This window comes from Enterobacter sp. QK-SA4 (assembly GCF_056856775.1).
The window spans coordinates 3,938,035-3,962,208 of the sequence record NZ_JBXFXH010000007.1; the positions used below are offsets into that span (position 1 = coordinate 3,938,035).

At 57.5% G+C, this 24,174-nt stretch carries 21 protein-coding genes; 11 read left to right on the forward strand and 10 right to left on the reverse strand.

Features of this window, described 5'->3' with window-relative positions; all coding sequences use genetic code 11:
• Window positions 1–147: 147 nt before the first annotated feature.
• Window positions 148–1,428, forward strand: a complete 1,281-nt coding sequence (hemL, locus tag AC1VYI_RS20650) for a glutamate-1-semialdehyde 2,1-aminomutase (protein ID WP_023310444.1) — start codon at window positions 148–150, stop codon at window positions 1,426–1,428.
• A 93-nt stretch (window positions 1,429–1,521) separates the two neighbouring features.
• On the opposite strand, the gene fhuB is transcribed toward hemL, so the two are convergent.
• The 6 genes from fhuB to hrpB all read right to left on the reverse strand — a co-directional run bounded on the left by fhuB (window position 1,522) and on the right by hrpB (window position 12,823).
• Complete coding sequence (gene fhuB / locus AC1VYI_RS20655; protein ID WP_134866791.1) at window positions 1,522–3,504, reverse strand: Fe(3+)-hydroxamate ABC transporter permease FhuB; 1,983 nt, start codon at window positions 3,502–3,504, stop codon at window positions 1,522–1,524.
• Window positions 3,501–4,391 carry a Fe(3+)-hydroxamate ABC transporter substrate-binding protein FhuD gene (gene fhuD / locus AC1VYI_RS20660; RefSeq protein WP_033144664.1) on the reverse strand — a complete coding sequence of 297 codons (891 nt, stop codon included), beginning with the start codon at window positions 4,389–4,391 and terminating at the stop codon, window positions 3,501–3,503. Before fhuD ends, fhuB begins: the two co-directional genes overlap by 4 nt.
• Entirely contained in the window at window positions 4,391–5,188 is a 798-nt protein-coding gene (fhuC, locus tag AC1VYI_RS20665; protein ID WP_033144663.1) for a Fe3+-hydroxamate ABC transporter ATP-binding protein FhuC, read from the reverse strand. The genes fhuD and fhuC overlap by 1 nt, the downstream gene beginning before the upstream one ends.
• Window positions 5,189–5,238: 50 nt before the next feature.
• Window positions 5,239–7,488, reverse strand: coding sequence for a ferrichrome porin FhuA (fhuA, locus tag AC1VYI_RS20670; RefSeq protein ID WP_226483430.1), 2,250 nt, complete (start codon window positions 7,486–7,488; stop codon window positions 5,239–5,241).
• Between the two features lie 235 nt (window positions 7,489–7,723).
• Window positions 7,724–10,249, reverse strand: a complete 2,526-nt coding sequence (mrcB, locus tag AC1VYI_RS20675) for a bifunctional glycosyl transferase/transpeptidase (protein ID WP_023310439.1) — start codon at window positions 10,247–10,249, stop codon at window positions 7,724–7,726.
• A 144-nt stretch (window positions 10,250–10,393) separates the two neighbouring features.
• Complete coding sequence (hrpB, locus tag AC1VYI_RS20680) at window positions 10,394–12,823, reverse strand: ATP-dependent helicase HrpB (protein WP_226483429.1); 2,430 nt, start codon at window positions 12,821–12,823, stop codon at window positions 10,394–10,396.
• 73 nt (window positions 12,824–12,896) lie between these two features.
• Here hrpB and thpR point away from each other — a divergent pair, with 73 nt between their 5' ends.
• The 9 genes from thpR to panD all read left to right on the forward strand — a co-directional run bounded on the left by thpR (window position 12,897) and on the right by panD (window position 19,835).
• Window positions 12,897–13,451, forward strand: coding sequence for an RNA 2',3'-cyclic phosphodiesterase (gene thpR / locus AC1VYI_RS20685; RefSeq protein ID WP_023310437.1), 555 nt, complete (start codon window positions 12,897–12,899; stop codon window positions 13,449–13,451).
• On the forward strand, window positions 13,441–14,145 hold the full coding sequence (sfsA, locus tag AC1VYI_RS20690; protein ID WP_023310436.1) for a DNA/RNA nuclease SfsA: 705 nt from the start codon (window positions 13,441–13,443) through the stop codon (window positions 14,143–14,145). Before thpR ends, sfsA begins: the two co-directional genes overlap by 11 nt.
• 176 nt (window positions 14,146–14,321) lie before the next feature.
• Window positions 14,322–14,777, forward strand: a complete 456-nt coding sequence (gene dksA, locus AC1VYI_RS20695) for an RNA polymerase-binding protein DksA (RefSeq protein WP_001155232.1) — start codon at window positions 14,322–14,324, stop codon at window positions 14,775–14,777.
• A 59-nt stretch (window positions 14,778–14,836) separates the two neighbouring features.
• Window positions 14,837–15,727, forward strand: a complete 891-nt coding sequence (gene gluQRS / locus AC1VYI_RS20700) for a tRNA glutamyl-Q(34) synthetase GluQRS (RefSeq protein ID WP_134866792.1) — start codon at window positions 14,837–14,839, stop codon at window positions 15,725–15,727.
• 42 nt (window positions 15,728–15,769) lie between these two features.
• Complete coding sequence (gene pcnB, locus AC1VYI_RS20705; protein ID WP_072162357.1) at window positions 15,770–17,167, forward strand: polynucleotide adenylyltransferase PcnB; 1,398 nt, start codon at window positions 15,770–15,772, stop codon at window positions 17,165–17,167.
• Complete coding sequence (folK, locus tag AC1VYI_RS20710; RefSeq protein WP_134866793.1) at window positions 17,164–17,643, forward strand: 2-amino-4-hydroxy-6-hydroxymethyldihydropteridine diphosphokinase; 480 nt, start codon at window positions 17,164–17,166, stop codon at window positions 17,641–17,643. Before pcnB ends, folK begins: the two co-directional genes overlap by 4 nt.
• A gap of 123 nt (window positions 17,644–17,766) precedes the next feature.
• Window positions 17,767–18,558 (forward strand): 3-methyl-2-oxobutanoate hydroxymethyltransferase, encoded by a 792-nt coding sequence (panB, locus tag AC1VYI_RS20715; protein WP_023310432.1) that lies wholly within the window; start codon window positions 17,767–17,769, stop codon window positions 18,556–18,558.
• A gap of 11 nt (window positions 18,559–18,569) precedes the next feature.
• A complete protein-coding gene (gene panC / locus AC1VYI_RS20720) occupies window positions 18,570–19,421 on the forward strand; it encodes a pantoate--beta-alanine ligase (RefSeq protein ID WP_023310431.1) in 852 nt (283 codons plus the stop codon).
• A gap of 33 nt (window positions 19,422–19,454) precedes the next feature.
• Window positions 19,455–19,835 carry an aspartate 1-decarboxylase gene (panD, locus tag AC1VYI_RS20725; protein ID WP_006810068.1) on the forward strand — a complete coding sequence of 127 codons (381 nt, stop codon included), beginning with the start codon at window positions 19,455–19,457 and terminating at the stop codon, window positions 19,833–19,835.
• A gap of 3 nt (window positions 19,836–19,838) precedes the next feature.
• Here the strand turns inward: panD and AC1VYI_RS20730 are convergent, their stop codons facing one another.
• The 4 genes from AC1VYI_RS20730 to AC1VYI_RS20745 all read right to left on the reverse strand — a co-directional run bounded on the left by AC1VYI_RS20730 (window position 19,839) and on the right by AC1VYI_RS20745 (window position 23,387).
• Entirely contained in the window at window positions 19,839–21,086 is a 1,248-nt protein-coding gene (locus AC1VYI_RS20730; protein WP_045355167.1) for a polysaccharide deacetylase family protein, read from the reverse strand.
• 62 nt (window positions 21,087–21,148) lie between these two features.
• Entirely contained in the window at window positions 21,149–21,589 is a 441-nt protein-coding gene (locus tag AC1VYI_RS20735) for a PTS sugar transporter subunit IIA (RefSeq protein ID WP_033144654.1), read from the reverse strand.
• A 104-nt stretch (window positions 21,590–21,693) separates the two neighbouring features.
• Window positions 21,694–22,464, reverse strand: coding sequence for an ABC transporter permease (locus tag AC1VYI_RS20740; protein ID WP_023310428.1), 771 nt, complete (start codon window positions 22,462–22,464; stop codon window positions 21,694–21,696).
• Window positions 22,461–23,387, reverse strand: a complete 927-nt coding sequence (locus AC1VYI_RS20745) for an ABC transporter ATP-binding protein (protein WP_003856300.1) — start codon at window positions 23,385–23,387, stop codon at window positions 22,461–22,463. The genes AC1VYI_RS20740 and AC1VYI_RS20745 overlap by 4 nt, the downstream gene beginning before the upstream one ends.
• 107 nt (window positions 23,388–23,494) lie before the next feature.
• Between AC1VYI_RS20745 and can the strand changes: the two genes are divergently transcribed.
• Window positions 23,495–24,157, forward strand: a complete 663-nt coding sequence (can, locus tag AC1VYI_RS20750) for a carbonate dehydratase (RefSeq protein ID WP_008501947.1) — start codon at window positions 23,495–23,497, stop codon at window positions 24,155–24,157.
• The last annotated feature ends 17 nt before the right edge of the window (window positions 24,158–24,174 follow it).

Sequence of the window (24,174 nt, forward strand, 5' to 3'; positions counted from 1 at the left end):
GCAAGGATTTTACCAGAGACGGCCCCACCGTCTCCTGAAAATTACTTAACAAATCTTAAAGCATTGCCCGGCTAAAAATTTCATAACCTTCCTCGAATCACATAGAATAGTGGGCTTAACCATTTTATTCGAACCAGGAACGACGCCATGAGCAAGTCTGAAAACCTCTACAGTGCAGCCCGCGAGCTTATTCCGGGTGGCGTGAACTCACCTGTGCGCGCCTTCACCGGCGTGGGCGGTACGCCGCTGTTTATCGAACGTGCTGACGGCGCGTATCTGTATGATGTCGATGGCAAAGCCTATATCGATTATGTAGGTTCCTGGGGACCGATGGTGCTGGGGCACAACCACCCTGCCATTCGTAACGCGGTGATTGAAGCCGCCCAGCGTGGCCTGAGCTTCGGTGCGCCAACCGAAATGGAAGTGAAAATGGCGGAGCTGGTGACCGAGCTGGTGCCTACCATGGACATGGTGCGTATGGTGAACTCCGGTACCGAAGCCACCATGAGCGCCATCCGCCTGGCGCGCGGTTTTACCGGTCGCGATAAAATCATCAAGTTCGAAGGCTGCTACCACGGTCATGCGGACTGCCTGCTGGTGAAAGCCGGTTCCGGCGCGCTGACGCTCGGCCAGCCGAACTCGCCTGGCGTACCGGCAGATTTCGCGAAGCACACCCTGACCTGCACCTACAACGATCTTGCTACCGTTCGCGCGGCGTTCGAGCAGTATCCGCAGGAGATCGCCTGCATCATCGTTGAGCCGGTTGCCGGCAACATGAACTGCATCCCACCGCAGCCTGACTTCCTGCCGGGCCTGCGCGCCCTGTGCGATGAGTTCGGCGCGTTGCTGATCATCGATGAAGTCATGACCGGCTTCCGCGTCGCGCTGGCGGGTGCCCAGTCTTACTACGACGTCGTGCCGGACCTGACCTGCCTCGGCAAAATCATCGGCGGCGGCATGCCGGTCGGCGCTTTCGGTGGTCGTAAGGACGTGATGGAAGCCCTGGCGCCAACCGGTCCGGTTTACCAGGCGGGCACGCTCTCCGGTAACCCCATCGCCATGGCGGCGGGCTTTGCCTGCCTGACCGAAGTGGCACAGCCGGGTATTCACGAAACCCTGACCGACCTGACCACGCAGCTGGCAAACGGTCTGCTGGAAGCCGCAGAAGAGGCCGGTATCCCTCTGGTGGTCAACCATGTGGGCGGCATGTTCGGGATTTTCTTCACCGATGCGAAAACCGTGACCTGCTATCAGGACGTGGTGAAGTGCGACGTTGAACGCTTCAAGCGCTTCTTCCACCTGATGCTGGAAGAAGGCGTATACCTGGCGCCGTCCGCGTTCGAAGCGGGCTTTATGTCCGTGGCGCACAGCGAAGAAGATATCAACAACACCATCGACGCGGCGCGCAAGGTGTTTGCGAAGCTGTAAGATGTGCGGCTTGATGCCCTCACCCCAACCCTCTCCCACGGGGAGAGGGAGCAAACACTAAAACGGCAATCTAAGGATTGCCGTTTACTTTTATTACCGGCTCTGCTTTCTCAACAGATAAATAAAGTACGGCGCACCGATAAAGGTCGACAATAGACCCGCCGGGATCTGATACGGGAACAGCACCATTCTTCCGCACCAGTCCGCAAACACCAGCATCATCCCGCCCGTCAGTGCCGACATCACAATATGCGGCATCGTCCGGCGGAACCCCATCATTCTGGCAATGTGCGGCGCCATTAATCCGACAAAACTCAGCGGTCCAATCGTCAGGGTTGCCACAGCCGTCAGGCACGCCGCCAGCAGCAGCAGGGCCACGCGCGCTGGCGTCAGCGCCATTCCCACCGCGCGCGCGGTTTCGCCGCCGAGCGGCAGAATGGTCATCCAGCGGCGGCACAGCGGCACCATCGCCAGCAGCACGAGCATCGCGATCCCGGACCAGACCACCTGGCTGCCGGTGGCGTTGTAGGTTGAGCCGGAAATCCAGGTCAGGATCTTCGCCATACGCGGATCGCCGCTGGCCTGCAGCATCATCAGCAGCATGGTAAACGCGGTGCTGAGCGCCATCCCGGCCAGCAGCATGCGGTGCGGTGAAAATCCGCCGCGACCGGCGGCAATAAGGATAATCATCAGCGTGACTGCCGCACCGATACTGCCGGCAGGCATCAGCCAGCCAAACGCATTCCCCGGCACAAAGAACAGCATCAGCACCACGCCAAAGGCGGCGCCAGAGCTGATCCCGAGCACTTCCGGGCTTGCCATCGGGTTGCCGGTCAGACGCTGAATAATGCACCCCGCCACCGCCAGCATTACCCCTGCGATCAGCGCAGCGAAGATACGCGGCCAGCGCCACTGCACCAGTTCATTGAGTAAATCCCCCGTCGCCCAGTGCCAGCCCACGGCATCGCGTCCAAATGAGAGCGCCGCAAACGAAGCGATAATCAGCACAGCCAGACCGGCAAGGCTAAACCACAGCACCGACCGACGTTCAGCGTAAACTTTATCGCCGGCGTCCATCGCCGGTGCGCTCATGCTGCGCAGGCGTGGGAGCAGCCACAGCAGCAGCGGCGCCCCGATAAGCGCGGTCACCGAGCCGGTGGACACTTCCCTCCAGACCTGCGCCAGCCAGAGAACAAGCTGATCGGAAAGCCAGAGGATCAGGGCCCCAATCAGCGGCGCCAGCATCAGACGCGCCAGCAGGCGACGCGCCCCGAGCATTTTCGCCAGCAGCGGCGCAAACAGGCCGATAAACCCGATGATGCCGACCGCGTTGACCAGCAGGGCGCTTAATACAATCGCCAGCGTCAGCGCCGCCAGACGAGCCAGCGACAGCGCCAGCCCCAGGTTACGCGCCACGCCATCATCCAGCCCCATGAGCGTCAGAGGGCGCAGGAGCAGCAGCGTCAGCACGACGCCGCCAGCCAGCTGCGGCCAGAGGTGCAGGACAACGCTCCAGTCGGTTTGGGTGAGCGTGCCGGTACTCCACAGGAACATGCTTTGCAGCCGATCGTGATGGAACAGCACCAGCAGCTGGTTAATCGCCCCGCAGTACAGGCTCACCACCAGCCCGGCCAGAATAAGCGTTACAGGAGAAAGGCGCTTGCCCCAGGCCACGCCAAAGACCAGCGCGCCCACCACGCACGCCCCCGCGAGTGCCGCAAACTGCGAGGTTAACGCTCCCGGCAGCGCCCACAGCGTGGTGATGGTGATCCCAAGCTGCGCGCCGGTCGCGACGCCGAGCGTGGTTGGCTCTGCCAGCGGGTTACGTAAAACCTGTTGGAACAGCACGCCCACCAGCCCTAAGCCGGCCCCGACCAAAAGGGAGATCGCCAGACGCGGCAGCAGGCTGTAGTGGAACAGCATCTGCTGAATATTGTCGATATCCGGCGAGGCCAGAGCGGCCCCCCACTGCGCGCGTGGTAAGGCCGCGGAGAGGTTGAATCCGGTAAATACCAGCGCAACCAGAAAAAGCAGGGATAACAGCAGCGCCGGGAAGCGGGCGATACGCGTACTCATGCTTTACCTCCCAGGGCGTTATCCAGCACGCGGGCAAAATGCATGGCCGACAGCGTCGCACCGTAGAACCAGACCGCCGGGGCGCGCTGGAAGCGCTTCTCGCGTACAAACGGCATCGCCTGCCAGAGCGGGGTCGCCATCAGGGTTTGCATGTCGCGTTCGTTACCGTGGTCGAAACAGAGCACGTCCACATCGCGAAACGCCGCCAGACGATCGATACCCACGGCGGTACTGCCCCAGAAGGTCATCTCCCCTTCCCAGGCATTGCGAATGCCGAAGCTGTCCAGCACCTCCTGGAACAGACAGTTTTTACCGAAGACCAGCATATGGCGGGCATCCAGCAGCGTCACCATCAGCAGCGGACGATCGCCCCGGTGAGCAAAGCGCGGCTTCAGCGAGTCTATCAGGGCATCAAATTCGTCGAGATGCTTTTTGGCCTCCGCTTCGCGGTTGAGGAAATGCGCCATCTCGTTAATCGAGTTTTTCGCCACGGCCAGCGGTTTTTTACCGTCGCTGAAAGCAAATCCACGTCCTGGCGCAATGCGCGCCATAGTCTCCTCTGACGGGCCGTAGCCCGCTGACCAGAACAGGAACGAGGGTTTCATCTGGGTGAGCAGCTCAAGGTTTGGCTCCGTTCGCAGGCCGACGTCGATTACCGAGTCCGGCAGCTTTGGCTCGTTCACCCAGAGGTTATAGTTAGGAATGTCCGCTACGCCATAGGGCGTGACGCCGAGCGCCATCATCAGTTCGACCGGCAGCCACTCCAGGGCCACAATACGGTGCGGATCGACGGCGGCGGCACGCGCCGTATTCATTTTTAACAGCAGCGGCGAGAGCGCCATCGCCGTCAGCAGGCGACGGCGGCTAATGCGTGTGTTATTCAGCATCAGTAGACAAAGCTCACCGGTGCAGCCCCGGCCGGGTGAGGCAGAATACCCATCGGAATACCGTAAATATGTTCCAGCGTTTCGCTGCGCATCAGCTCGGCCGGTGTCCCCTGGGCAATCATCTCGCCCCCGCGCAGCGCGACGAGGTAGTCACAATAGCGCGCGGCCATGTTGATATCGTGCAGGACCGCAATGACCGTCAGGCCACGCTGCTGGCTCAGGCGATGCACCAGCGCCAGGACATCGACCTGATGGGCGATATCCAGCGCAGAGGTCGGTTCATCCAGCAGCAGACAGCGGCTGTCCTGCGCCACCAGCATCGCAATCCACGCGCGCTGACGTTCGCCGCCGGACAGGCTATCCACCAGACGGTGTGCCAGCGGTTTTAGCCCGACAAGCGCAATCGCCTCTTCCACCTTCTCTCTGTCGGCGACGCCGAAGCGCCCAAGCGCACCGTGCCACGGATAACGCCCAATCGCCACCAGCTCACGCACCGTCATCCCTTCCGCCTGCGGCAGCTGCTGCGGCAGATAGGCCACTTTGCGGGCAAAGGCTTTACTGCTCCAGCTCTCCAGCGGTTGGTCATCCAGCAGAATATCGCCTTCTGAAGGCGGCTGATGGCGCCCCAGCATCTTGAGCAGCGTGGATTTACCGGAACCGTTGTGACCAATCAGTCCCGTCACTTTACCGGCCGGAAACGTCAGAGAGAGCGGATGCAGCAGCGTGCGCCCGGGTACGCGAAAGGAGAGATGGTTGAGCGTAAAGGTGGTGTCGGGTTGCGTTTGAATATCCTGCATATCAGCCAACTTAAATAAAAAGGGCACGGCGAACCGTGCCCGAAGAGAGATTAGAAGCGGAAGGTCGCGGTGGCAACAACCTGACGTTCAGCACCCCAGAAGCAGCCGTAGGTATTGAAGCAGCTGGCAACGTACTCACGATCGAACAGGTTGTTCACGTGCAGCGCCACGTTTGAGCCAGCCATGCCAACGCGTGCCAGATCGTATCTGACCAGCGCATCGACAACGGTATAGCTGCCCACCTTGAAGGAGTTCGCCGGATCGCCATAGCTTGAGCCTGTGTAACGCACACCGGTACCCAGCGTCAGACCAGACAGCGCACCGTCAAACAGGGTGTAATCGCCCCACAACGATGCCATGTGTTTTGGCACCTGAGCAGGCGTGTTGCCTTTGTAGGTGGTGTCCGTGGTGTATTCCGCATCGGTGTAGGTATAAGACCCCACCAGGTTGACGCTCGCAGACAGGGCCGCTTTCGCTTCCAGTTCTACGCCACGCGCGCGGATTTCACCGCCCTGAACCGAGAAGAAGGAGCCCGCCGGGTCCGCCATCAGGTTGTTGGTTTTGGTCAGCTGGTACAACGCGCCGGTGACGACGATCGGACGATCGTTCGGCACGTATTTCACGCCCGCTTCGTACTGTTTGCCTTTAGACGGCGAGAACAGCTTGCCCTGGGCATCGGTCTGCGAAGCCGGTTCAAACGATTCGCTGTAGCTAAAGTACGGAGTTACGCCGTTATCAAACAGATAGTTAACGCCACCGCGCCAGGTGAACTGGGTATCATCACGTTTGGAGGTGGTGTTCGTCACGCGGTTGTAGGATTCCTGATCGGCCCAGTCATAACGGCCGCCCAGGGTTACCAGCACTTTATCCCACTGCGCCTGATCCTGAACGTACAGCCCCGTCTGTTTCTGACGGTTGAGGATCTGATATGGACCGGAGGTCGCGGGATCTTTTGAGCCGAAATCAAAATCGCTGTTCACCGGATTGTAGAGATCCAGCAGCGGAACAGAGTCGTCGTAACCGAACCAGGAGTTGATGTCATTTCGCATGCGCATAAAGTCAACGCCGGTCAGCAGGACGTGGTCCACCTCGCCGGTTGAGAATTTGCTCTGCAGCTGGGTATCAACGGTAAAGTTCTGCAGCTTTTCGTTATCGACAACGTATTTACGCGCCAGATAATGGCCTTTGTCCGATGGCGCTAGCGCGGCACACTGTTTGTTGCCGCTGTTTGCCGGGTCGGTACAGACGCCATAACCGTATACGCTGTTTTGCGAGGTTTTGTTCTCGGCAAAGCGCAGGTTCTGACGCACGGTAAAGGTATCGTTGAACTCGTGGTCGAAGCTGTATCCCACCATTTTCTGGTTACGGGAATAGGTATTGTTCTTCGCGCCTTCGTTGAAGTTCGTCGGCAGACGATCGCCGTTCGGCAGCGGCTCAACCGTTCCCTCTTTTGGCAGCCAGCCGTAGTAGCCCGTTTCAGGCTCGTTCTGGAAGTAGGAGAGGAACGTGAAGGTGGTTTTATCATCCGGACGCCAGGAGAACGATGGCGCGATGGCGTAACGCTGCTCTTCCGCACGCTCCTGCTGGGCGTTATTAGAACGCGCAACGCCCGTTAAGCGATAAGAGTAAACGCCGTCGTCGTCGATCGCATCGCTAAAGTCAAACCCGGTCTGGAACAGGCTATCCGTGCCGACTTTGAACTGGATCTCTTTCAGCGGCTCGGTTGTTGGGCGCTTACTGACCATGTTCAGCAAGCCGCCCGGGCTGCTTTTGCCGTACAGAACGGAAACCGGACCGCGCATGATCTCGGCGCGCTCCAGCATATAAGGATCAATCACCGCGTCGTTATAGAAGTTCCCCTGCATTTTCATGCCGTCGAGGTAGTTATTCTGCGTCTGACCATCGGCCGCGAAGCCGCGAATGATCAAATAGTCATAGGTGTTAGACGCGCCGCGCGTGCCTACCGCAACGCCCGGCGTATAGCTCAGGGCTTCTTTCACCGAGCGCGGCTGATGCAGCGCCATCTCTTCGGCCGTGACCACAGAAATCGACTGCGGAACCTTTTGAATAGGGGTATCCGTTTTGGTTCCGGTCGCGGATTGCCGTGCGGCGATGGTCGCAGCAGGCCCCCAGGCACTTTCCTGTGCCGCAGGTGCTGCGGTTACCGTAATGGTTTCTTCTTTTTTCGGGGTTTCGGCCGCGTGAGCATAAGCAGACATGCCGGCAACCGCTGTGGCGACGACGACCGCGAGCTTACGCAGCGACGTATTCTTTGGCTGAGCAGTATTGGAAAGCGCCATGTTGAATCTCTGATGTGAAAGTGAATGATAACGTAAACGAGAATTATTATTATGAGCGCCAGAATAATATGCGAAACGCTGGTTGCATAGCAAGCAGTAAGCGGCCCTATGAGAATTAAGGGTTTAAGAAATCATCAAGAGAAAACGAAGGGTTAATCAGAATTAAAGCGAGGGTTAACGAAATGAGGTTTACGGGTAAAAAAAGCCCCCTTCCAGGGAAGAGGGCTTTGAAAGCTTAGTTACCGCCGAACATGTCTTTAATCCAGCCCGCGACACCGTCGCTGTCTTTCTTCTCATTCTGCTGCTGCGGCTGTTGCTGCTGCGGCTGCTGTGGTTGAGAAGACTGGTCGAACGGGTTACCCGTTGGCTGTTCTGGCTGGCTTTGCTGGCACAGCGAGTCCGGGTTTGCGGTCCAGACAGGCAGCGTACGCATTCCACCGCCGCAGACGAAGTTACCGGAGCTGTCCACGCCCATATCAACGATATCTTCCGGCGCGACCAGATTCAGCGGCACAGGAGACTGATTCGCCAGATAGCGCTGGTAAATCGACATCGCCCCGCTCGCGCCGTACAGCTTGGTCGGCTGGTTGTTGTCGCGGCCTACCCAGGTGATCACCACTTCACGGCCATCAATACCGGCAAACCAGGTATCGACGTTGTTGTTGGTGGTCCCGGTTTTACCCGCCAGATGCAGACCCGGATACTTCGCGCCCAGCTGACGGCCGGTACCGCGCTGCACAACCTGCTGCATCGTCCACAGCGTCATATAGGCGGCCTGAGCAGGAACGGCACGCTCCGCCTGTGGGAAGCTCTGATACAGCACGGAGCCATCTTCGGCAATCACTGAGCGCAGGGCAGACAGCGGCGCGCGGTTGCCCCCGCTGGCAATGGTCTGGAACGCCTGCGCCACTTCGATCGGCGTCAGGTTAAGCGCGCCGAGGATCATCGCCGGCACCGGGTGCAGCTGATCTTTCGACACGCCCAGTTTTTGCCAGGTATCGACAATCGCCGGCAGTCCCAGCGACATGCCCAGGTTCACCGTTGGCACGTTCATGGAACGGGTCAACGCATCCACCAGCATGACCTGGCCGCTGAACTGTTTATCATCGTTCTGCGGTGACCAGACCTGGCCATTAGGCTGGCGCAGGGAGATCGGCGCATCCGCAATCCAGGTATTCAGGCGATACTGATTTGGCTGGCTCAGGGCTGTGAGGTAGGTTGCCGGTTTTGCCAGAGAGCCGATTGAGCGACGCGCCTGCATGGCGCGGTTGTAGCCTGCAAACTGCGGCTCGGCCCCGCCCACCATGGCGCGAACTTCACCGGAGTTACGGTCAACCACCACCATCGCGGTTTCCAGATCGCTCAGCTTACGCTGTTTCTTCAGCGCCGGAATGCCCTCAACGGCCGCTTTTTCGGCCGCATCCTGCGCCACGGAGTCAAAGGTGGTGAAGATCTTCACGCCGGAGAGATCTTTGACCTTATCACCGAGCTTGCTTTGCAGCTCCTGACGCACCAGCTGCATAAACGCAGGCTGAGGCGAAATCACGCCACCGCGCGGCTGAACGCCGAGCGGACGCGCGCTCAGCATGTCGTACAGCTCCTGGTCAATCACCTGCTGCTGTTGCAGCAGACGCAGAACGAGGTTACGACGTTCCAGCGCCAGTTTCGGGTTACGCCACGGGTTATAAATGGACGCCCCTTTCACCATGCCCACCAGCAGCGCCTGCTGGTCCAGGCTCAGCTCTTCTACCGGACGGCCAAAGTAGTACAGGCTCGCCAGCGGGAAGCCGCGGATTTCGTTATCGCCGCTCTGACCGAGGTACACCTCGTTCATGTACAGCTCAAGGATACGATCCTTGCTGTAGCGCGCATCCATCAGCACGGCCATGTAGGCTTCGTTCGCTTTACGCCAGTAAGAGCGTTCGCTGGAGAGGAACAGGTTTTTCACCAGCTGCTGGGTCAGCGTACTCGCTCCCTGCACGGTACGACCGGCAGTCAGGTTAGCCAGCACCGCACGACCAATCGAGTAGAGGCTAATGCCATCGTGCTCGTAGAAGTGACGGTCTTCGGTTGCCAGCAGGGTATCAACCAGCAGATCCGGGAAGCCGTTACGCGCCACGAACAGGCGCTGCTCGCCGTTTGCTGACGAAAGCATGGTGATCAGACGCGGATCGAGGCGGAAGAAACCGAACTGACGGTTGTTATCCATGTTCTCGATGGTGTCCAGACGATCGCCGTCAAAGGTCAGACGCGCACGCACCTGCCCCTCTTTGCTGTCCGGGAAATCAAACGGACGACGGATCATCTCAATGCTGTTGGACTGCACGGTAAATTCGCCAGGACGGGTCATTTTAGACACCTGACGATACTGGGTGGCTTCCAGCAGTTTGACCATCTCGTTCTTGGTGATGGACATATCTGGCTCAAGGTTCACCATACGGCCATACACTGCCGCAGGTAGCTGCCAGACTTTACCGTCGATACGGCTGCGGATCTTCTGATCCAGATACACGCCGTAAATCGCCATCAGCACGACAAAAACAATAAATAGCTTCAGCAGCAGCCAGAACCAGCCGCGTTTGCCCCGAGGCTTACGCCCTTTGCCTTTTCCATTACGCGGCATCGGTTCTTCATCCTCATAATCGTCTTCATAGTCATCGTCATAGTCCTCATCTCTGAGGCGACGACGGCTTACCTTTTCTTTCGCCGGACGCGTTGGTTTTCCCTTACGTCCTATTGGCTCGCGGTCATTCCCCGCCATGCTTTTTCTCCGCAACTTTCAGGCGCAAAGGCCAGATTTTCTTTTCTTTCACAGGCCTGTGAAAGAAGAAATCTCTCAAAATTTGTTTTCTCCCTCTCCCCATGGGAGAGGGCCGGGGTGAGGGCATCAGGCCGCACTCCCCTTTTACGAATATTTCTTCGTTCGCCGCGTCGGCGCCGTATTCGCCGGATCGTCCGGCCAGACATGTTTGGGATATCGCCCCTTCATCTCTTTCTGCACTTCACGGTAGCTTCCCGCCCAGAACGCCCCCAGATCTCGGGTGATTTGTAATGGACGATGCGCAGGCGACAGCAGCTCAAGCACTAACGGCACACGCCCTTCCGCAATGGACGGCGTGGTGGCTTCACCAAACATCTCCTGCATCCGAACCGCCAGCGCCGGCGGATTATCCTCATGATAACGGATGGCAATCCTGCTTCCGGTCGGCACAGTGTAATGCCCTGGCAGTTCACTATCCAGACGTTGACGTAATGACCAGTCCAGTAAATTCTGTAACGCGGTCTTAACATCAAGCGCCTTAAGGGCTCGCAGAGAGTGTACGCCGCTCATTTGCGGCAGTAGCCAGCGCTCAAGCGTAGCGAGCAGCGTCTCGTCATCCACCGCAGGCCAACCGTATTCCGGTAGCCACTTCGCGGCACAGTGCAGACGAATGCGGTACTGCTCCGCTTCCGGCGTCCAGTTCAGGGCGCTCAGCCCTTTTTCCCGAATTCCGTTCAGCATCGCCTGGTGAAGCTCGTCTTCCGACGGCTTCGCCAGCGGCTTCGTTCCTAACGTCAGCTTGCCAATCTGGCTGCGACGAAAGGCCTTCAGCGTGCCCTGGGCGTCATCCCATTCCACGGTATCAGATTGCTGAAGCAGCTGCGGACAGGCACGCGTCAGGGCGTCAATCTCTACGGCAATCGCCTGCAGGATACGCGCATCCGGAGAATGGCTGCCCTGCAGCAGCAGCGGGGCGATCAGCCATTCGTGACGCGTCAGCGCATCATCGCTGTCCAGCATCGCCCCCATGCCGTTTGCCAGCTGGTAGCGACCGTCCAGCCCGCGCCGACGCGCGATCCTGTCCGGGAAGGCCTGTGCCAGCAGGAAGGCAATCTTATCGCTATCAGGCACTCCTCCCCGGCTATTCAGGCGTTTGCACAACTGCTGCGCACGCTGCTGCCAGTTCCCCTGGCTGCGCGAAAACGCCTGCCCCAGATCGCTGCTGCCACCGCGAGGCGGCTCCTCAAGAATAGCCGCCAGTTTTGCCGCCGTGGCAATTTCATCATCCCCTTGCGCGGCCACCAGCATCGCGGCCAGACGCGGATCGTTGCCCAGCGCCGCCATTTTCTGGCCGCGCGCCGTCAGACGCTCGCCTTCCAGCGCGCCGAGCTGAGTCAGCAGGGTGCGCGCAGCGGTGAGGTTTACGACAGGAGGAGGATTAAGCCAGGTGAGCTGCTCAGGGTTCGGGCAGCCCCACTGGAGCAGATCCATCACCAGACCAGACAAATCGCTTTGTAAAATTTCCGGCGTGCTTTGCTGTGCGGCGCGTTCAGCCTGTTCCGCGCTGGTCAAATGCAGGCATATGCCCGGCTCAAGACGCCCCGCGCGGCCCGCGCGCTGCACCATCGACGCCTGGCTGATGCGCTGCGTCAGGAGTTTAGTCAGCCCGGTACGCGGATCAAAGCTTGCCACCCTCTCCTGCGCGCTATCCACCACCAGGCGAATCCCTTCAATGGTCAAACTGGTCTCAGCAATGTTGGTTGCCAGCACCACCTTGCGCTGCCCCGCCGGTGCCGGAAGGATGGCTTTACGCTGATCCTGTAGCGACAACGCGCCGTAGAGCGGGCAAAGCAGCACGTCGCCGCCTACGCGGGTAGAAAGCTGCTCCTGCACGCGCTGGATTTCGCCCACGCCGGGCAAAAACAGCAGCAGGGAACCGGGCTCCTGGCGCAGCAGCTCAGCGGTGGCAATGGCGACGGCCTCGTCTAAACGCTGATGGGAGGGAAGCGGCTGATAGCGGCGTTCAACCGGAAACGCCCGCCCTTCTGAGCTGATGACCGGCGCATCGGGTAATGCCTGTCGTAGCCGCTCGTTATCCAGCGTGGCCGACATAATAAGCAGCCGGAGATCGTCGCGCAGCCCCTGCTGCACGTCCAGCAACAGCGCGAGGGCCAGATCCGCCTGCAGGCTGCGCTCGTGGAATTCATCGAGGATCACCAGCCCGACGCCGGTCAGCTCAGGATCGTTTTGCAGCATGCGGGTGAGAATACCCTCGGTGACCACTTCAAGACGCGTGGTCGGGCCAACGCAGGTCTCGGCACGCATCCTGTAACCTACCGTTTCACCCGGTTTTTCATTCAGCAGTTCCGCCAGACGCTGCGCCACGTTGCGCGCGGCCAGCCTGCGCGGCTCCAGCAGGATAATTTTCCCGCTGATGTTTCCGTCTTTCAGAATCTGCAGCGGCAGCCAGGTGGACTTGCCCGCGCCCGTAGGAGCATTCAGCAAAACCTGCGGGGCATGGTGTAAGGCAGCGAGAAGCTCAGGAAGAATGACGGCGACCGGCAATGAGGACACTAACAGCTCCAGAGGGTTAACATTAGTCGGCGTACATTGTAGCATCGGCGCATATCATTACCGAGTCCTCCGTATGCCTGAGTCGAAACGGCTGTTTTTTGCCATTGAATTGCCCACCACCATACAGCGTCAAATTGTTCGCTGGCGCGCCGATTGCTTTCCGCCGGAAGCAGGCCGCCCTGTCGCTGCGGCCAACCTGCACCTGACGCTGGCCTTTTTGGGCGACGTCAGTGCCGAAAAACAGCGGGCGTTAGCCGCAATGGCCGGGCGTATTGCCCAGCCGGAATTTACGCTGCACCTCGACGACGCGGGCCAGTGGCCGCGTTCGCGCGTGGTGTGGCTGGGAACGCGCCAGCCGCCGCGCGGATTATTGCAGCTGGCGAATATGCTGCGCGCCCAGGCGGCGCGCAGCGGCTGTTATCAGAGCCCACAGCCGTTTCATCCACATATCACGCTGCTGCGCGATGCCGGTCAGGCCGTTGCCATCCCGCCGCCGGGTTTTCACTGGGCCTTTCCGGTCAACGCATTCGCGCTTTACGAATCCGTCTTTGCACAGGGACGCACCCGCTATACGCCGCTACAGCGCTGGACGCTGGGCAACACCGAAAGGAATTCCGATGAAGTTTAGTCCTCCCCTGCAGCACGCCACGCTTATCCAACGCTACAAACGCTTCCTCGCCGACGTGATTACCCCCGAAGGGGTTCAGCTCACCCTGCACTGCCCCAATACCGGCGCCATGACGGGGTGTGCGACGCCGGGTGACAGAGTCTGGTATTCCACATCAGAAAATAGCAAACGCAAATATGCCCATACCTGGGAAATGACCGAAACGCAAAACGGGGCATTTATTTGCGTCAATACCCAGCGCGCAAATCAGCTGGTTAAGGAAGCGCTGACCCTTGGCACCATTCCCGAACTGGTGGGATATGGCACGCATAAAAGTGAAGTGAAATATGGCGATGAAGGCAGCAGAATTGACTTCATGTTACAGGCGGAAGACAGGCCCGAGTGCTATATTGAAGTAAAATCAGTGACGTTAGCGGAACAGGAAAATGGCTACTTCCCGGATGCGGTAACGCTACGTGGCCAGAAGCATCTGCGAGAGCTAATGAGTGTTGCGGCGGCGGGCAAACGCGCCGTATTGCTGTTTGCGGTGTTGCATTCAGCCATTGAACGTTTCTCCCCTGCCCGCCATATTGATCCTAAATACGCGCAATTGTTGAATGAGGCACAAAAGCAGGGGGTAGAGGTTTTCGCTTATAAAGCGGAACTTTCTGCCGATAATATGACTCTGAGATCGTCTCTTCCCATTGTCTTATAAGGGATTAGACGATTGTCGAATAAGTGTTCTGGCCGCGTGCGCAAATACGCTTTTCCTCACAGGCTTGTCAAGTGTTACGTTTAGATAATTGCCATACGGAAAAGCATCTGCTATTTATAGCGACCTGATTTTTCCCCCAACACGGGGATCGATAGTGCGTGTTAAGGAGAAGCAACATGCAAGAAGGGCAAAACCGTAAAACATCGTCCCTGAGTATTCTCGCCATCGCTGGGGTGGAGCCGTATCAAGAGAAGCCGGGCGAAGAGTATATGAACGAAGCCCAGCTGTCGCACTTCAAGCGTATTCTTGAAGCATGGCGTAATCAACTCAGGGATGAAGTCGATCGCACCGTTACTCATATGCAGGATGAAGCTGCTAACTTCCCGGATCCGGTAGACCGTGCCGCTCAGGAAGAAGAGTTCAGCCTCGAACTGCGTAACCGTGACCGCGAACGCAAACTGATCAAAAAGATCGAGAAAACGCTGAAAAAAGTCGAAGACGAAGATTTTGGCTACTGCGAATCCTGCGGTGTTGAAATCGGTATTCGTCGCCTGGAAGCGCGTCCAACCGCCGATCTGTGCATCGACTGTAAAACGCTGGCCGAAATCCGCGAAAAACAGATGGCCGGTTAATACCAGCGCTGTTTACACACTCCAAAGGCGGGAGTCTCTCCCGCCTTGTTACTGTTGATATGTCTGAATCACACTATATTGGGCGCTTCGCGCCATCTCCTTCCGGTGAATTACACTTCGGCTCATTAATTGCCGCGCTCGGCAGCTACCTGCAGGCTCGCGCCCGCCTGGGAAAATGGCTTGTCCGTATTGAAGATATTGACCCCCCGCGTGAAGTTCCCGGTGCTGCAGAGACGATTCTGCGTCAGCTGGAACATTACGGTCTTCACTGGGATGACGAGGTGCTCTGGCAGTCAAAACGTCACGATGCCTATCGGGAACGTCTGGCCTGGCTTCGCGATCGGGGACTTTCCTATAACTGCACCTGCACCCGCGCGCGTATCCAGAGCATGGGTGGCGTCTATGACGGCCACTGCCGCATGCTTAATCTTCCCCCGGAAAATGCCGCCGTACGTATAAAGCAGCGCTCCCCGGTGACGCGCTTTACCGATTTACTCTCCGGTGAGGTTCATGCCGATGAACGCCTGGCGCGTGAGGATTTTATTATTCACCGCCGTGACGGCCTGTTTGCCTATAACCTGGCGGTGGTCGTCGACGATCGTTTTCAGGGCGTGACGGAAATTGTGCGCGGGGCGGATCTGGTCGAACCGACCGTGCGACAAATATCGCTGTATCACCAGTTTGGCTGGACGGCACCGGACTACATTCATCTGCCGCTGGCGGTCAATGCGCAGGGCTTTAAATTGTCAAAGCAGAACCACGCCCCGGCCCTGCCAGACGGCGATCCGCGTCCTGTTTTGATCGACGCGCTGCGATTTCTCAACCAGAATGTAACCAACGAATGGCAGGATCTACGTATTGACGAACTGCTGAAAATGGCCGTTGCCAACTGGACGCTCGCGGCAGTGCCAAAAATCCAGCATTCTCAAATGCGTTGCGCTGAGCTATGATTAGCCGCTTTTTTCATAACAAAACACACTACGAGGTGTACCATTTTTACCCGAGTCGCTAATTTTTGCCGTAAAGTGCTAAGCCGCGAAGAGAGCATGGCGAACGATGCTATTGCACAGCCACACATGTCGGTTATTCCGCGTGAGCAGCACACTATTTCCCGCAAAGATATCAGTGAAAATGCCCTCAAGGTGCTCTATCGTCTGAATAAAGCGGGCTACGAGGCCTATCTCGTGGGCGGTGGAGTACGTGATTTACTGCTGGGCAAAAAACCAAAAGATTTCGACGTGACGACCAGCGCCACGCCTGAGCAGGTGCGCAAATTATTCCGCAACTGCCGTCTCGTTGGCCGCCGTTTCCGTCTGGCTCACGTGATGTTTGGGCCGGAAATTATCGAAGTGGCGACCTTCCGCGGCCACCACGAAGCCGGCGCATCCGATCGCACCACGTCACAGCGCGGCCAGAACGGCATGCTGCTGCGTGACAATATCTTCGGCTCTATCGAAGAAGATGCCCAGCGTCGCGACTTCACCATCAACAGCCTTTATTACAGCGTGGCGGATTTCACCGTGCGTGATTACGTCGGCGGCATGCAGGACCTGAAAGAAGGTCTGATCCGTTTGATTGGCACGCCGGAAACGCGCTATCGCGAAGATCCCGTGCGTATGCTGCGCGCCGTGCGTTTCGCCGCCAAGCTCAATATGCGCATCAGCCCGGAAACGGCAGAGCCGATTCCGCGCCTGGCGACGCTGATTAACGACGTGCCGCCTGCTCGCCTGTTTGAAGAGGCGCTGAAGCTGCTGCAGGCCGGCCACGGCTTTGAAACCTACAATCTGCTGCGCGAATACAACCTGTTCCAGCCCCTGTTCCCGACCATTACCCGCTACTTCACCGAAAGCGGTGACAGCCCAATGGAGCGGATGATTGCGCAGGTGCTGAAAAATACCGATACCCGTATTCGCAACGACATGCGCGTCAATCCGGCGTTCCTGTTTGCGGCGATGTTCTGGTATCCGCTGCTCGAAACGGCCCAACGAATTACCCAGGAGAGCGGGCTTGCCTACTATGATGCCTTCGCGCTGGCCGCAAACGACGTGCTGGACGAAGGGTGCCGTACGCTCGCCATTCCAAAACGCATTACCACGCTGGTGCGCGATATCTGGCAGCTTCAGCTGCGCATGTCCCGTCGTCAGGGCAAACGCGCCTGGAAGCTGATGGAGCATCCAAAATTCCGCGCCGCCTTCGATCTGCTGTCGCTGCGTGCTGAAATTGAACGCAATCAGGAGCTGCAGCGCCTGGCGCAGTGGTGGGCCGAATTCCAGGTCTCAGCACCGCCGGAGCAAAAAGACATGCTCACCGGGCTGGATGAAGAGCCGGAACCGCGTCGCCGCCATCGTCGTCCGCGCAAACGCGCGCCGCGTCGTGAAGGGACAGCATGACCATTGCGTATATCGCCATCGGCAGCAATTTAGCCTCTCCGCTGGAGCAGGTGAACGCTGCCGTACAGGCGCTGGGGGAGATCCCGCAAAGCAAGATCGTGGCGGTCTCCTCTTTCTACCGCACGCCGCCGCTGGGTCCTCAGGATCAGCCTGATTATCTCAATGCCGCCGTGGTGCTGGAAACCGCTCTGAATGCCGAAACGCTGCTGGATAACACCCAGCGCATCGAACTGCAGCAGGGTCGCGTACGCAAAGCCGAGCGCTGGGGACCGCGCACGCTGGACCTCGACATTATGCTGTTTGGTCACGAGACCATTAACACTGAACGTCTCACCGTTCCGCATTACGACATGAAAAATCGCGGGTTTATGCTCTGGCCGCTGTTTGAAGTCGCCCCCGATCTCATCTTCCCGGATGGCATCCCACTCAGGACCATTCTGGACAACCTCAACGCGGAAAGACCCGCCCGCTGGTGATCCGGTTCCCCTGCCGATTAACCTCAAAATAATTGTGGCTAATCGGTTATCTAAAATCATTGTTCCCCCGAATGTTACTGTTAGAATGCGCAAAGATTCGCTTTTGGGCTATCAGGAAACAGTATGAAACCAACCACCATCTCCTTACTGCAGAAATGCAAACAGGAAAAAAAACGCTTCGCCACCATCACCGCGTATGACTACAGCTTCGCAAAACTCTTTGCCGAAGAGGGTATCAACGTCATGCTGGTCGGAGATTCGTTAGGGATGACGGTACAAGGACATGATTCCACCCTGCCGGTCACGGTTGAGGATATCGCTTACCATACACGTGCGGTGCGCCGCGGGGCTCCAGCCTGCCTGCTGCTTTCCGATCTGCCGTTTATGGCCTATGCCACGCCGGAGCAGGCATTCGAAAACGCGGCAGCGGTTATGCGTGCTGGCGCTAACATGGTCAAAATTGAAGGCGGCGCCTGGCTGGTGGATACGGTGAAGATGCTCACCGAGCGCGCCGTGCCGGTGTGCGGCCATTTGGGCTTGACGCCGCAGTCCGTCAACATCTTTGGTGGATATAAGGTGCAGGGCCGCGGTGACGCCGCCCAGACGCTGCTGGATGATGCTCTGGCGCTGGAAGCCGCAGGTGCACAGCTGCTGGTGCTGGAGTGCGTGCCGGTTGAACTGGCGAAGCGTATTACTGAAGCCCTGTCGATTCCGGTGATTGGTATCGGTGCAGGCAACGTGACCGACGGCCAGATCCTGGTGATGCACGACGCCTTTGGCATCACCGGCGGGCATATTCCGAAGTTTGCCAAAAATTTCCTCACCGAAGCGGGCGACATGCGCGCTGCGGTCAGGCAGTATATTGCCGACGTTGAATCCGGTGTTTACCCGGGTGAAGAACACAGTTTCCATTAAGGAGTCTCGTTGTGCTAATCATTGAAACCCTGCCGCTGCTTCGCCAGCATATCCGCCGCGCGCGTCAGGAAGGTAAACGTATCGCACTGGTCCCGACCATGGGCAACCTGCATGACGGCCATATGAAGCTGGTTGACGAAGCAAGAGCCCGTGCAGATATCGTGGTGGTCAGTATCTTCGTTAACCCAATGCAGTTTGACCGCGCCGACGATCTGGCACGCTATCCGCGCACCCTGCAGGAAGATTGCGAGAAGCTCAAAAAACGCCATGCGGATATTGTCTTCTCTCCGGCACCGGCGGATGTCTATCCTCAGGGTACCGATGAGGCCACTTACGTTGACGTACCGGGCATTTCCACCATGCTGGAAGGCGCAAGCCGCCCGGGTCATTTCCGCGGCGTATCGACCATCGTCAGCAAGCTGTTCAACCTGGTGCAGCCGGACGTTGCCTGCTTCGGTGAGAAAGATTTCCAGCAGCTGGCGCTGATCCGCAAGATGGTTGCGGATATGGGTTACGATATCGAGATTGTCGGCGTACCGATTGTACGCGCGAAAGACGGTCTGGCGCTCAGCTCGCGAAATGGCTACCTGACCGCGGACCAGCGTAAAATCGCGCCGGGCTTAAGCAAGGTCATGAACACCATGGCAGAACAGCTGCTGGCGAAAGAGTTAACGGCCGAAGAGATTATTGCTCTGGCTGAACAGGCGCTGAACGATAAAGGCTTCCGCGCTGATGATATTCAAATTCGCGATGCCGACACGCTTCTGGAGCTTACACAGACCAGCAAACGTGCGGTCATTCTGGTGGCGGCATGGCTTGGTCAGGCCCGCCTAATCGACAACAAAGTGGTTGAACTGGCGTAGGTTTCTCTACCCGGAAGATGAAAGGTAAACGTAATGATTCGCAAAATGCTGCAAGGTAAGCTTCACCGTGTGAAAGTCACCCAGGCCGACCTGCACTATGAAGGCTCCTGCGCCATCGACCAGGATTTCCTTGATGCTGCGGGCATCCTTGAAAACGAAGCGATTGATATCTGGAACGTTAACAACGGCAAACGTTTCTCAACCTACGCCATCGCCGCCGAGCGCGGGTCTAAAATCATCTCCGTTAACGGCGCGGCAGCGCACTGCGCGGACGTGGGCGATATTGTGATTATCGCCAGCTTCGTGATGATGTCTGATGAAGAAGCACGCCGCTGGCAGCCGAAAGTTGCCTACTTTGAAGGCGACAACGACATGAAACGTACCGCGAAGGCGATTCCGGTTCAGGTTGCTTAAGCACTATCCCTGCGGCTGATTGCTGATCAGCCGCGACATTGTCTCCAGCGAATCCGTTCTTAAGATGTACAGGCGTTTCAGTAAGAACGGATTATCCCCCGGCTTCACCTTCCCTTTCACCGTCGTCACCGCCAGATGAAAACCGGCGTCATTCGCCGCCTTTATCGCTTTATTGTCGTAGCCGCCAAACGGATAGGAAAGATAGAGCACGCGTGGATTAAACTGCGCCAGCGCGCGACGCGAGCGTTCAAAATCAAACAAAATCACGTGATAGCTGCGGCTCAGTAAAATCGGGTGTTTATACCCATCCACGCGGTGCAGGAAATGGGTGTGAGACTGAATATCGAACACATCCTGAATCCCCTTAATCTCCTGCACGCTCATAAACTGCAGCGATTTTGGATCCCACTTCTGCGGATGGCCTTTTATGCGGGAAGAGATAATAAACGCGGTAGCCTTGAAGCCGTACTCTTTCAGCACTGGATAGGCATAGCGGCTGACGGATTTCAGGCCGTCGTCAAAGGTAATCACCACCGATTTTGCAGGCAGGTTCATTTTGTTACGCACGTACCCTTCAAGCTGGTACATCGTCAGGGTGGTATAACCCTGATCGCGTAGCCAGGCCATCTGGTTGTTGAAAGCGCGTACGCTGGTGGTCGTGGACGTATGTCGAAAACGGGTGTTCTCTTCATCACGCAGAATATGATGGTAGGTCAGAACCGGAAGTCCGTTATCTTCCTGCGCGTCCAGGCTGCTGATCCACGCCAGACGATTGCCGATGCGGATCTGGAACCAGGTCTGATTCAGACGGTCCTTCAGTTTATTCAGTATCGGATAGCGCAGATTGGCGCTTAACGTGCCGAAAGGCGCGCTGCCGCTCGACGGCGCGTTATACACCGGCGTGTCTTTCCAGGTAATCAGGTTCTGATTGCTGAGGGGTTTATTGAGATCCCCGAGGCTGTCCTCGACGCGCTGTTTCCCCTGAACCGGCTCCAGGTGTCCCTTGTCGATAAAACCCGTGCCAAAACCAAAGCGAAATTCGTAGTAGTCCGCCGCCGCGGGCACAACGGCCAGGATCTGCCCGGCGCGGACGTTACCGACGTTGATCACGCTGTTCCCAACCTGCGCCCAGATCGCCGCGTCTTCGGTGGTTTGCATGTACTGGGCAGGCAGCGTGTGCTGACTGAGTAAACTGGCTGAGCTGACGCCGGAAATGAGCATCAATAGCAAGAAAAGAATGCGCGGTAGCATGGTGTCTTAATCGGTGCGGAAAACTGCCGCTATTGTAACAAATGAGACATCAATACCAACGTTTAATTCTTATACAAATCGTGGAGCAGGACGAAGGGAGGATTTTTTTGCTGCTGATGCCACAAGCTGCTGACGCCCGGAACGCCCTGCGCCACGATGGCCTGGCGAAACTCTGCGCTGCTTAAGGATCCACGCTGCGGATACATTAACGCCAGCAGGGAGAAGTTAATACCCGAGATCACTTCACAGCACGCGTGCTTATGGCTCAGCAACGCGGCTGCGCGGTAAGGCGCCGCGCCCGATTTATCGGTAAGAAAAATCACGCCATCGCCGGTGTCCGTTTCATGCAGGGCATCGCACATCATGCGGCTCAGCATGTTGGTGCTCAACCCGCGCCAGTAGTTTACCGCCCGGCACTGCACCAGCGGGCCAAATCTGGCTTCAAGCTTATCCAGCATTTCCTGCGCCTGTTCATCGTGGCAGGTGATAACCCATCCCAGCATAACTCCCTCCTTAGCAGGCAAGTAGTTTAGCGGAGTGAAGGTTAGCTTACGGTGATAACTGTCAAAGAAAGTGCCCGGCAAACAGAACGTTGCCGGGCAAAAGATTAGCTGCGCAGCCCGCGTCCGCGCTGGATCAGCGACCAGCAGAGCAGGTAGAAGGCGATGATAAACACCACCAGCACCGCCACCGTGGTAAACAGCGGCACATCGGTGATACCGAGGAAGCCAAAGCGGAACCCGCTGATCATGTAGACAATCGGGTTCAGGTGCGACAGCGCCTGCCAGAACGGTGGCAGCAGCGTCAGGGAGTAGAACACCCCGCCGAGATAGGTCAGCGGCGTCAGCACGAAGGTCGGGATCAGGCTGATGTCGTCAAACGTTTTGGCGAACACGGCGTTCAGCAGACCGGCCAGCGAGAACAGGATCGCCGTCAGGAGCAGCGTGAGCGCGACAAACAGCCACGAGTGGACCTGGAACGGCACGAAGAACAGCGAAATCGCCGTGACCAGGATCCCCACGCACAGCCCGCGCGCCACGCCGCCGCCAACATAGCCCGCGATAATGACGTGCGTCGGCACCGGCGCGACCAGCAGCTCTTCAATATTGCGCTGGAACTTGGCGCTGAAGAATGACGACGCCACGTTGGCATAGGCGTTGGTGATCACCGCCATCATGATCAGGCCCGGCACGATAAACTGCATATAGGTAAAGCCGTGCATTTCACCAATCCGGGAACCAATCAGGTTACCGAAGATGATGAAATAGAGCGTCATCGTGATAACCGGCGGCACCAGGGTTTGCACCCAAATACGCATAAAGCGGTTGATCTCTTTCGCCCAGATACTTTTCAGCGCGACCCAGTAAAGATGCGTCATGCCTTGTCTCCTTGTTTGTCATGTACCAGAGAGACAAACAGCTCTTCCAGTCGGTTCGCTTTGTTACGCATACTTAAAACCTGAATCCCCTGCGCGCTCAGCTGTGAGAACACGCTGTTAATCCCCTGCTCGCGCAGCACTTCCACTTCCAGCGTCGAGGTATCCACCAGACGATAGTTGTAACCTTCAAGTTTTGGCAGCGCGCTTTTCGCCGCCAGATCGAGAATGAAGGTTTCCGATTTCAGCTTGGAGAGCAGATTCTTCATCGAGGTGTTCTCCACCAGCTCGCCGTGCTGAATGATGCCGATGTTGCGGCACAGCATTTCAGCCTCTTCCAGATAGTGGGTGGTCAGAATAATGGTGGTGCCTTTATCGTTGAGATCTTTCAGGAAGCCCCACATGGAGCGACGAAGTTCGATATCGACACCCGCAGTCGGCTCATCGAGGATCAGCAGTTTTGGCTCATGCATCAGCGCACGGGCGATCATCAGGCGGCGCTTCATCCCGCCGGACAACATGCGCGCGCGTTCGTTACGCTTTTCCCACAGATCGAGCTGCTTAAGGTATTTTTCGCTACGCTCGAGGGCCTCTTTACGCTCAACGCCGTAATAGCCCGCCTGGTTAACGACAATTTGCTGCACCGTCTCGAACGGGTTGAAGTTGAACTCCTGCGGTACCAGCCCCAGCTGGCGCTTGGCGTTCACCACATCTTTTTGCAGGTCGTACCCAAAGACGCTCACCCGGCCGGACGTTTTATTGACCAGCGAGCTGATAATCCCAATGGTGGTCGATTTCCCCGCCCCGTTCGGCCCCAGAAGCGCGTAAAAATCACCGGCCTCTACTTTCAGATCTATTCCGCGTAGCGCCTGAACGCCACCCGGATAGGTTTTTTTAAGCTGCTCAAGCTCCAGTGCAATTGCCATGAAATTAACTTACCTTCAGTTCTTACACACGTTGTGTGGTTTCATTAAAAGTCGGGTTACCCTATAGTAGCGCAACGCAATAACTCGGTTACAGGTCGCTAACCTCCATGAACAACATAGATACACTCATCAGCAACAATGCACTATGGTCAAAAATGCTGGTGGAGGAAGACCCCGGATTTTTTGGAAAACTCGCGCAGGCTCAGAACCCACGCTTTCTCTGGATTGGATGTTCCGACAGCCGCGTACCGGCGGAGCGCCTGACCGGCCTTGAACCCGGCGAACTGTTTGTTCACCGCAATGTCGCCAATCTCGTGATTCACACCGATCTCAACTGTCTTTCTGTTGTTCAGTATGCCGTGGACGTTCTGCAAGTCGAGCACATCATCATTTGCGGCCATTATGGCTGCGGCGGCGTGCAGGCGGCGGTTGAAAACACGGAACTGGGGCTCATTGATAACTGGCTACTGCACATCCGCGATATCTGGTTCAAACATAGCTCACTGCTGGGCGAAATGCCGCAGGAGCGTCGCATGGATACCCTTTGCGAACTCAACGTGATGGAGCAGGTATATAACCTGGGCCACTCAACGATCATGCAATCAGCGTGGAAACGCGGGCAGAAGGTTTCTATCCACGGCTGGGCGTACGGTATTCACGATGGCCTGCTGCGCAATCTGGAAGTGACCGCCACCAACCGCGAAACGCTGGAGCAGCGTTACCGTTCGGGGATTGCCAACCTTCAGCTTAAGCATGTGAACCATAAATAAAGCCGGGAATGTTCTCC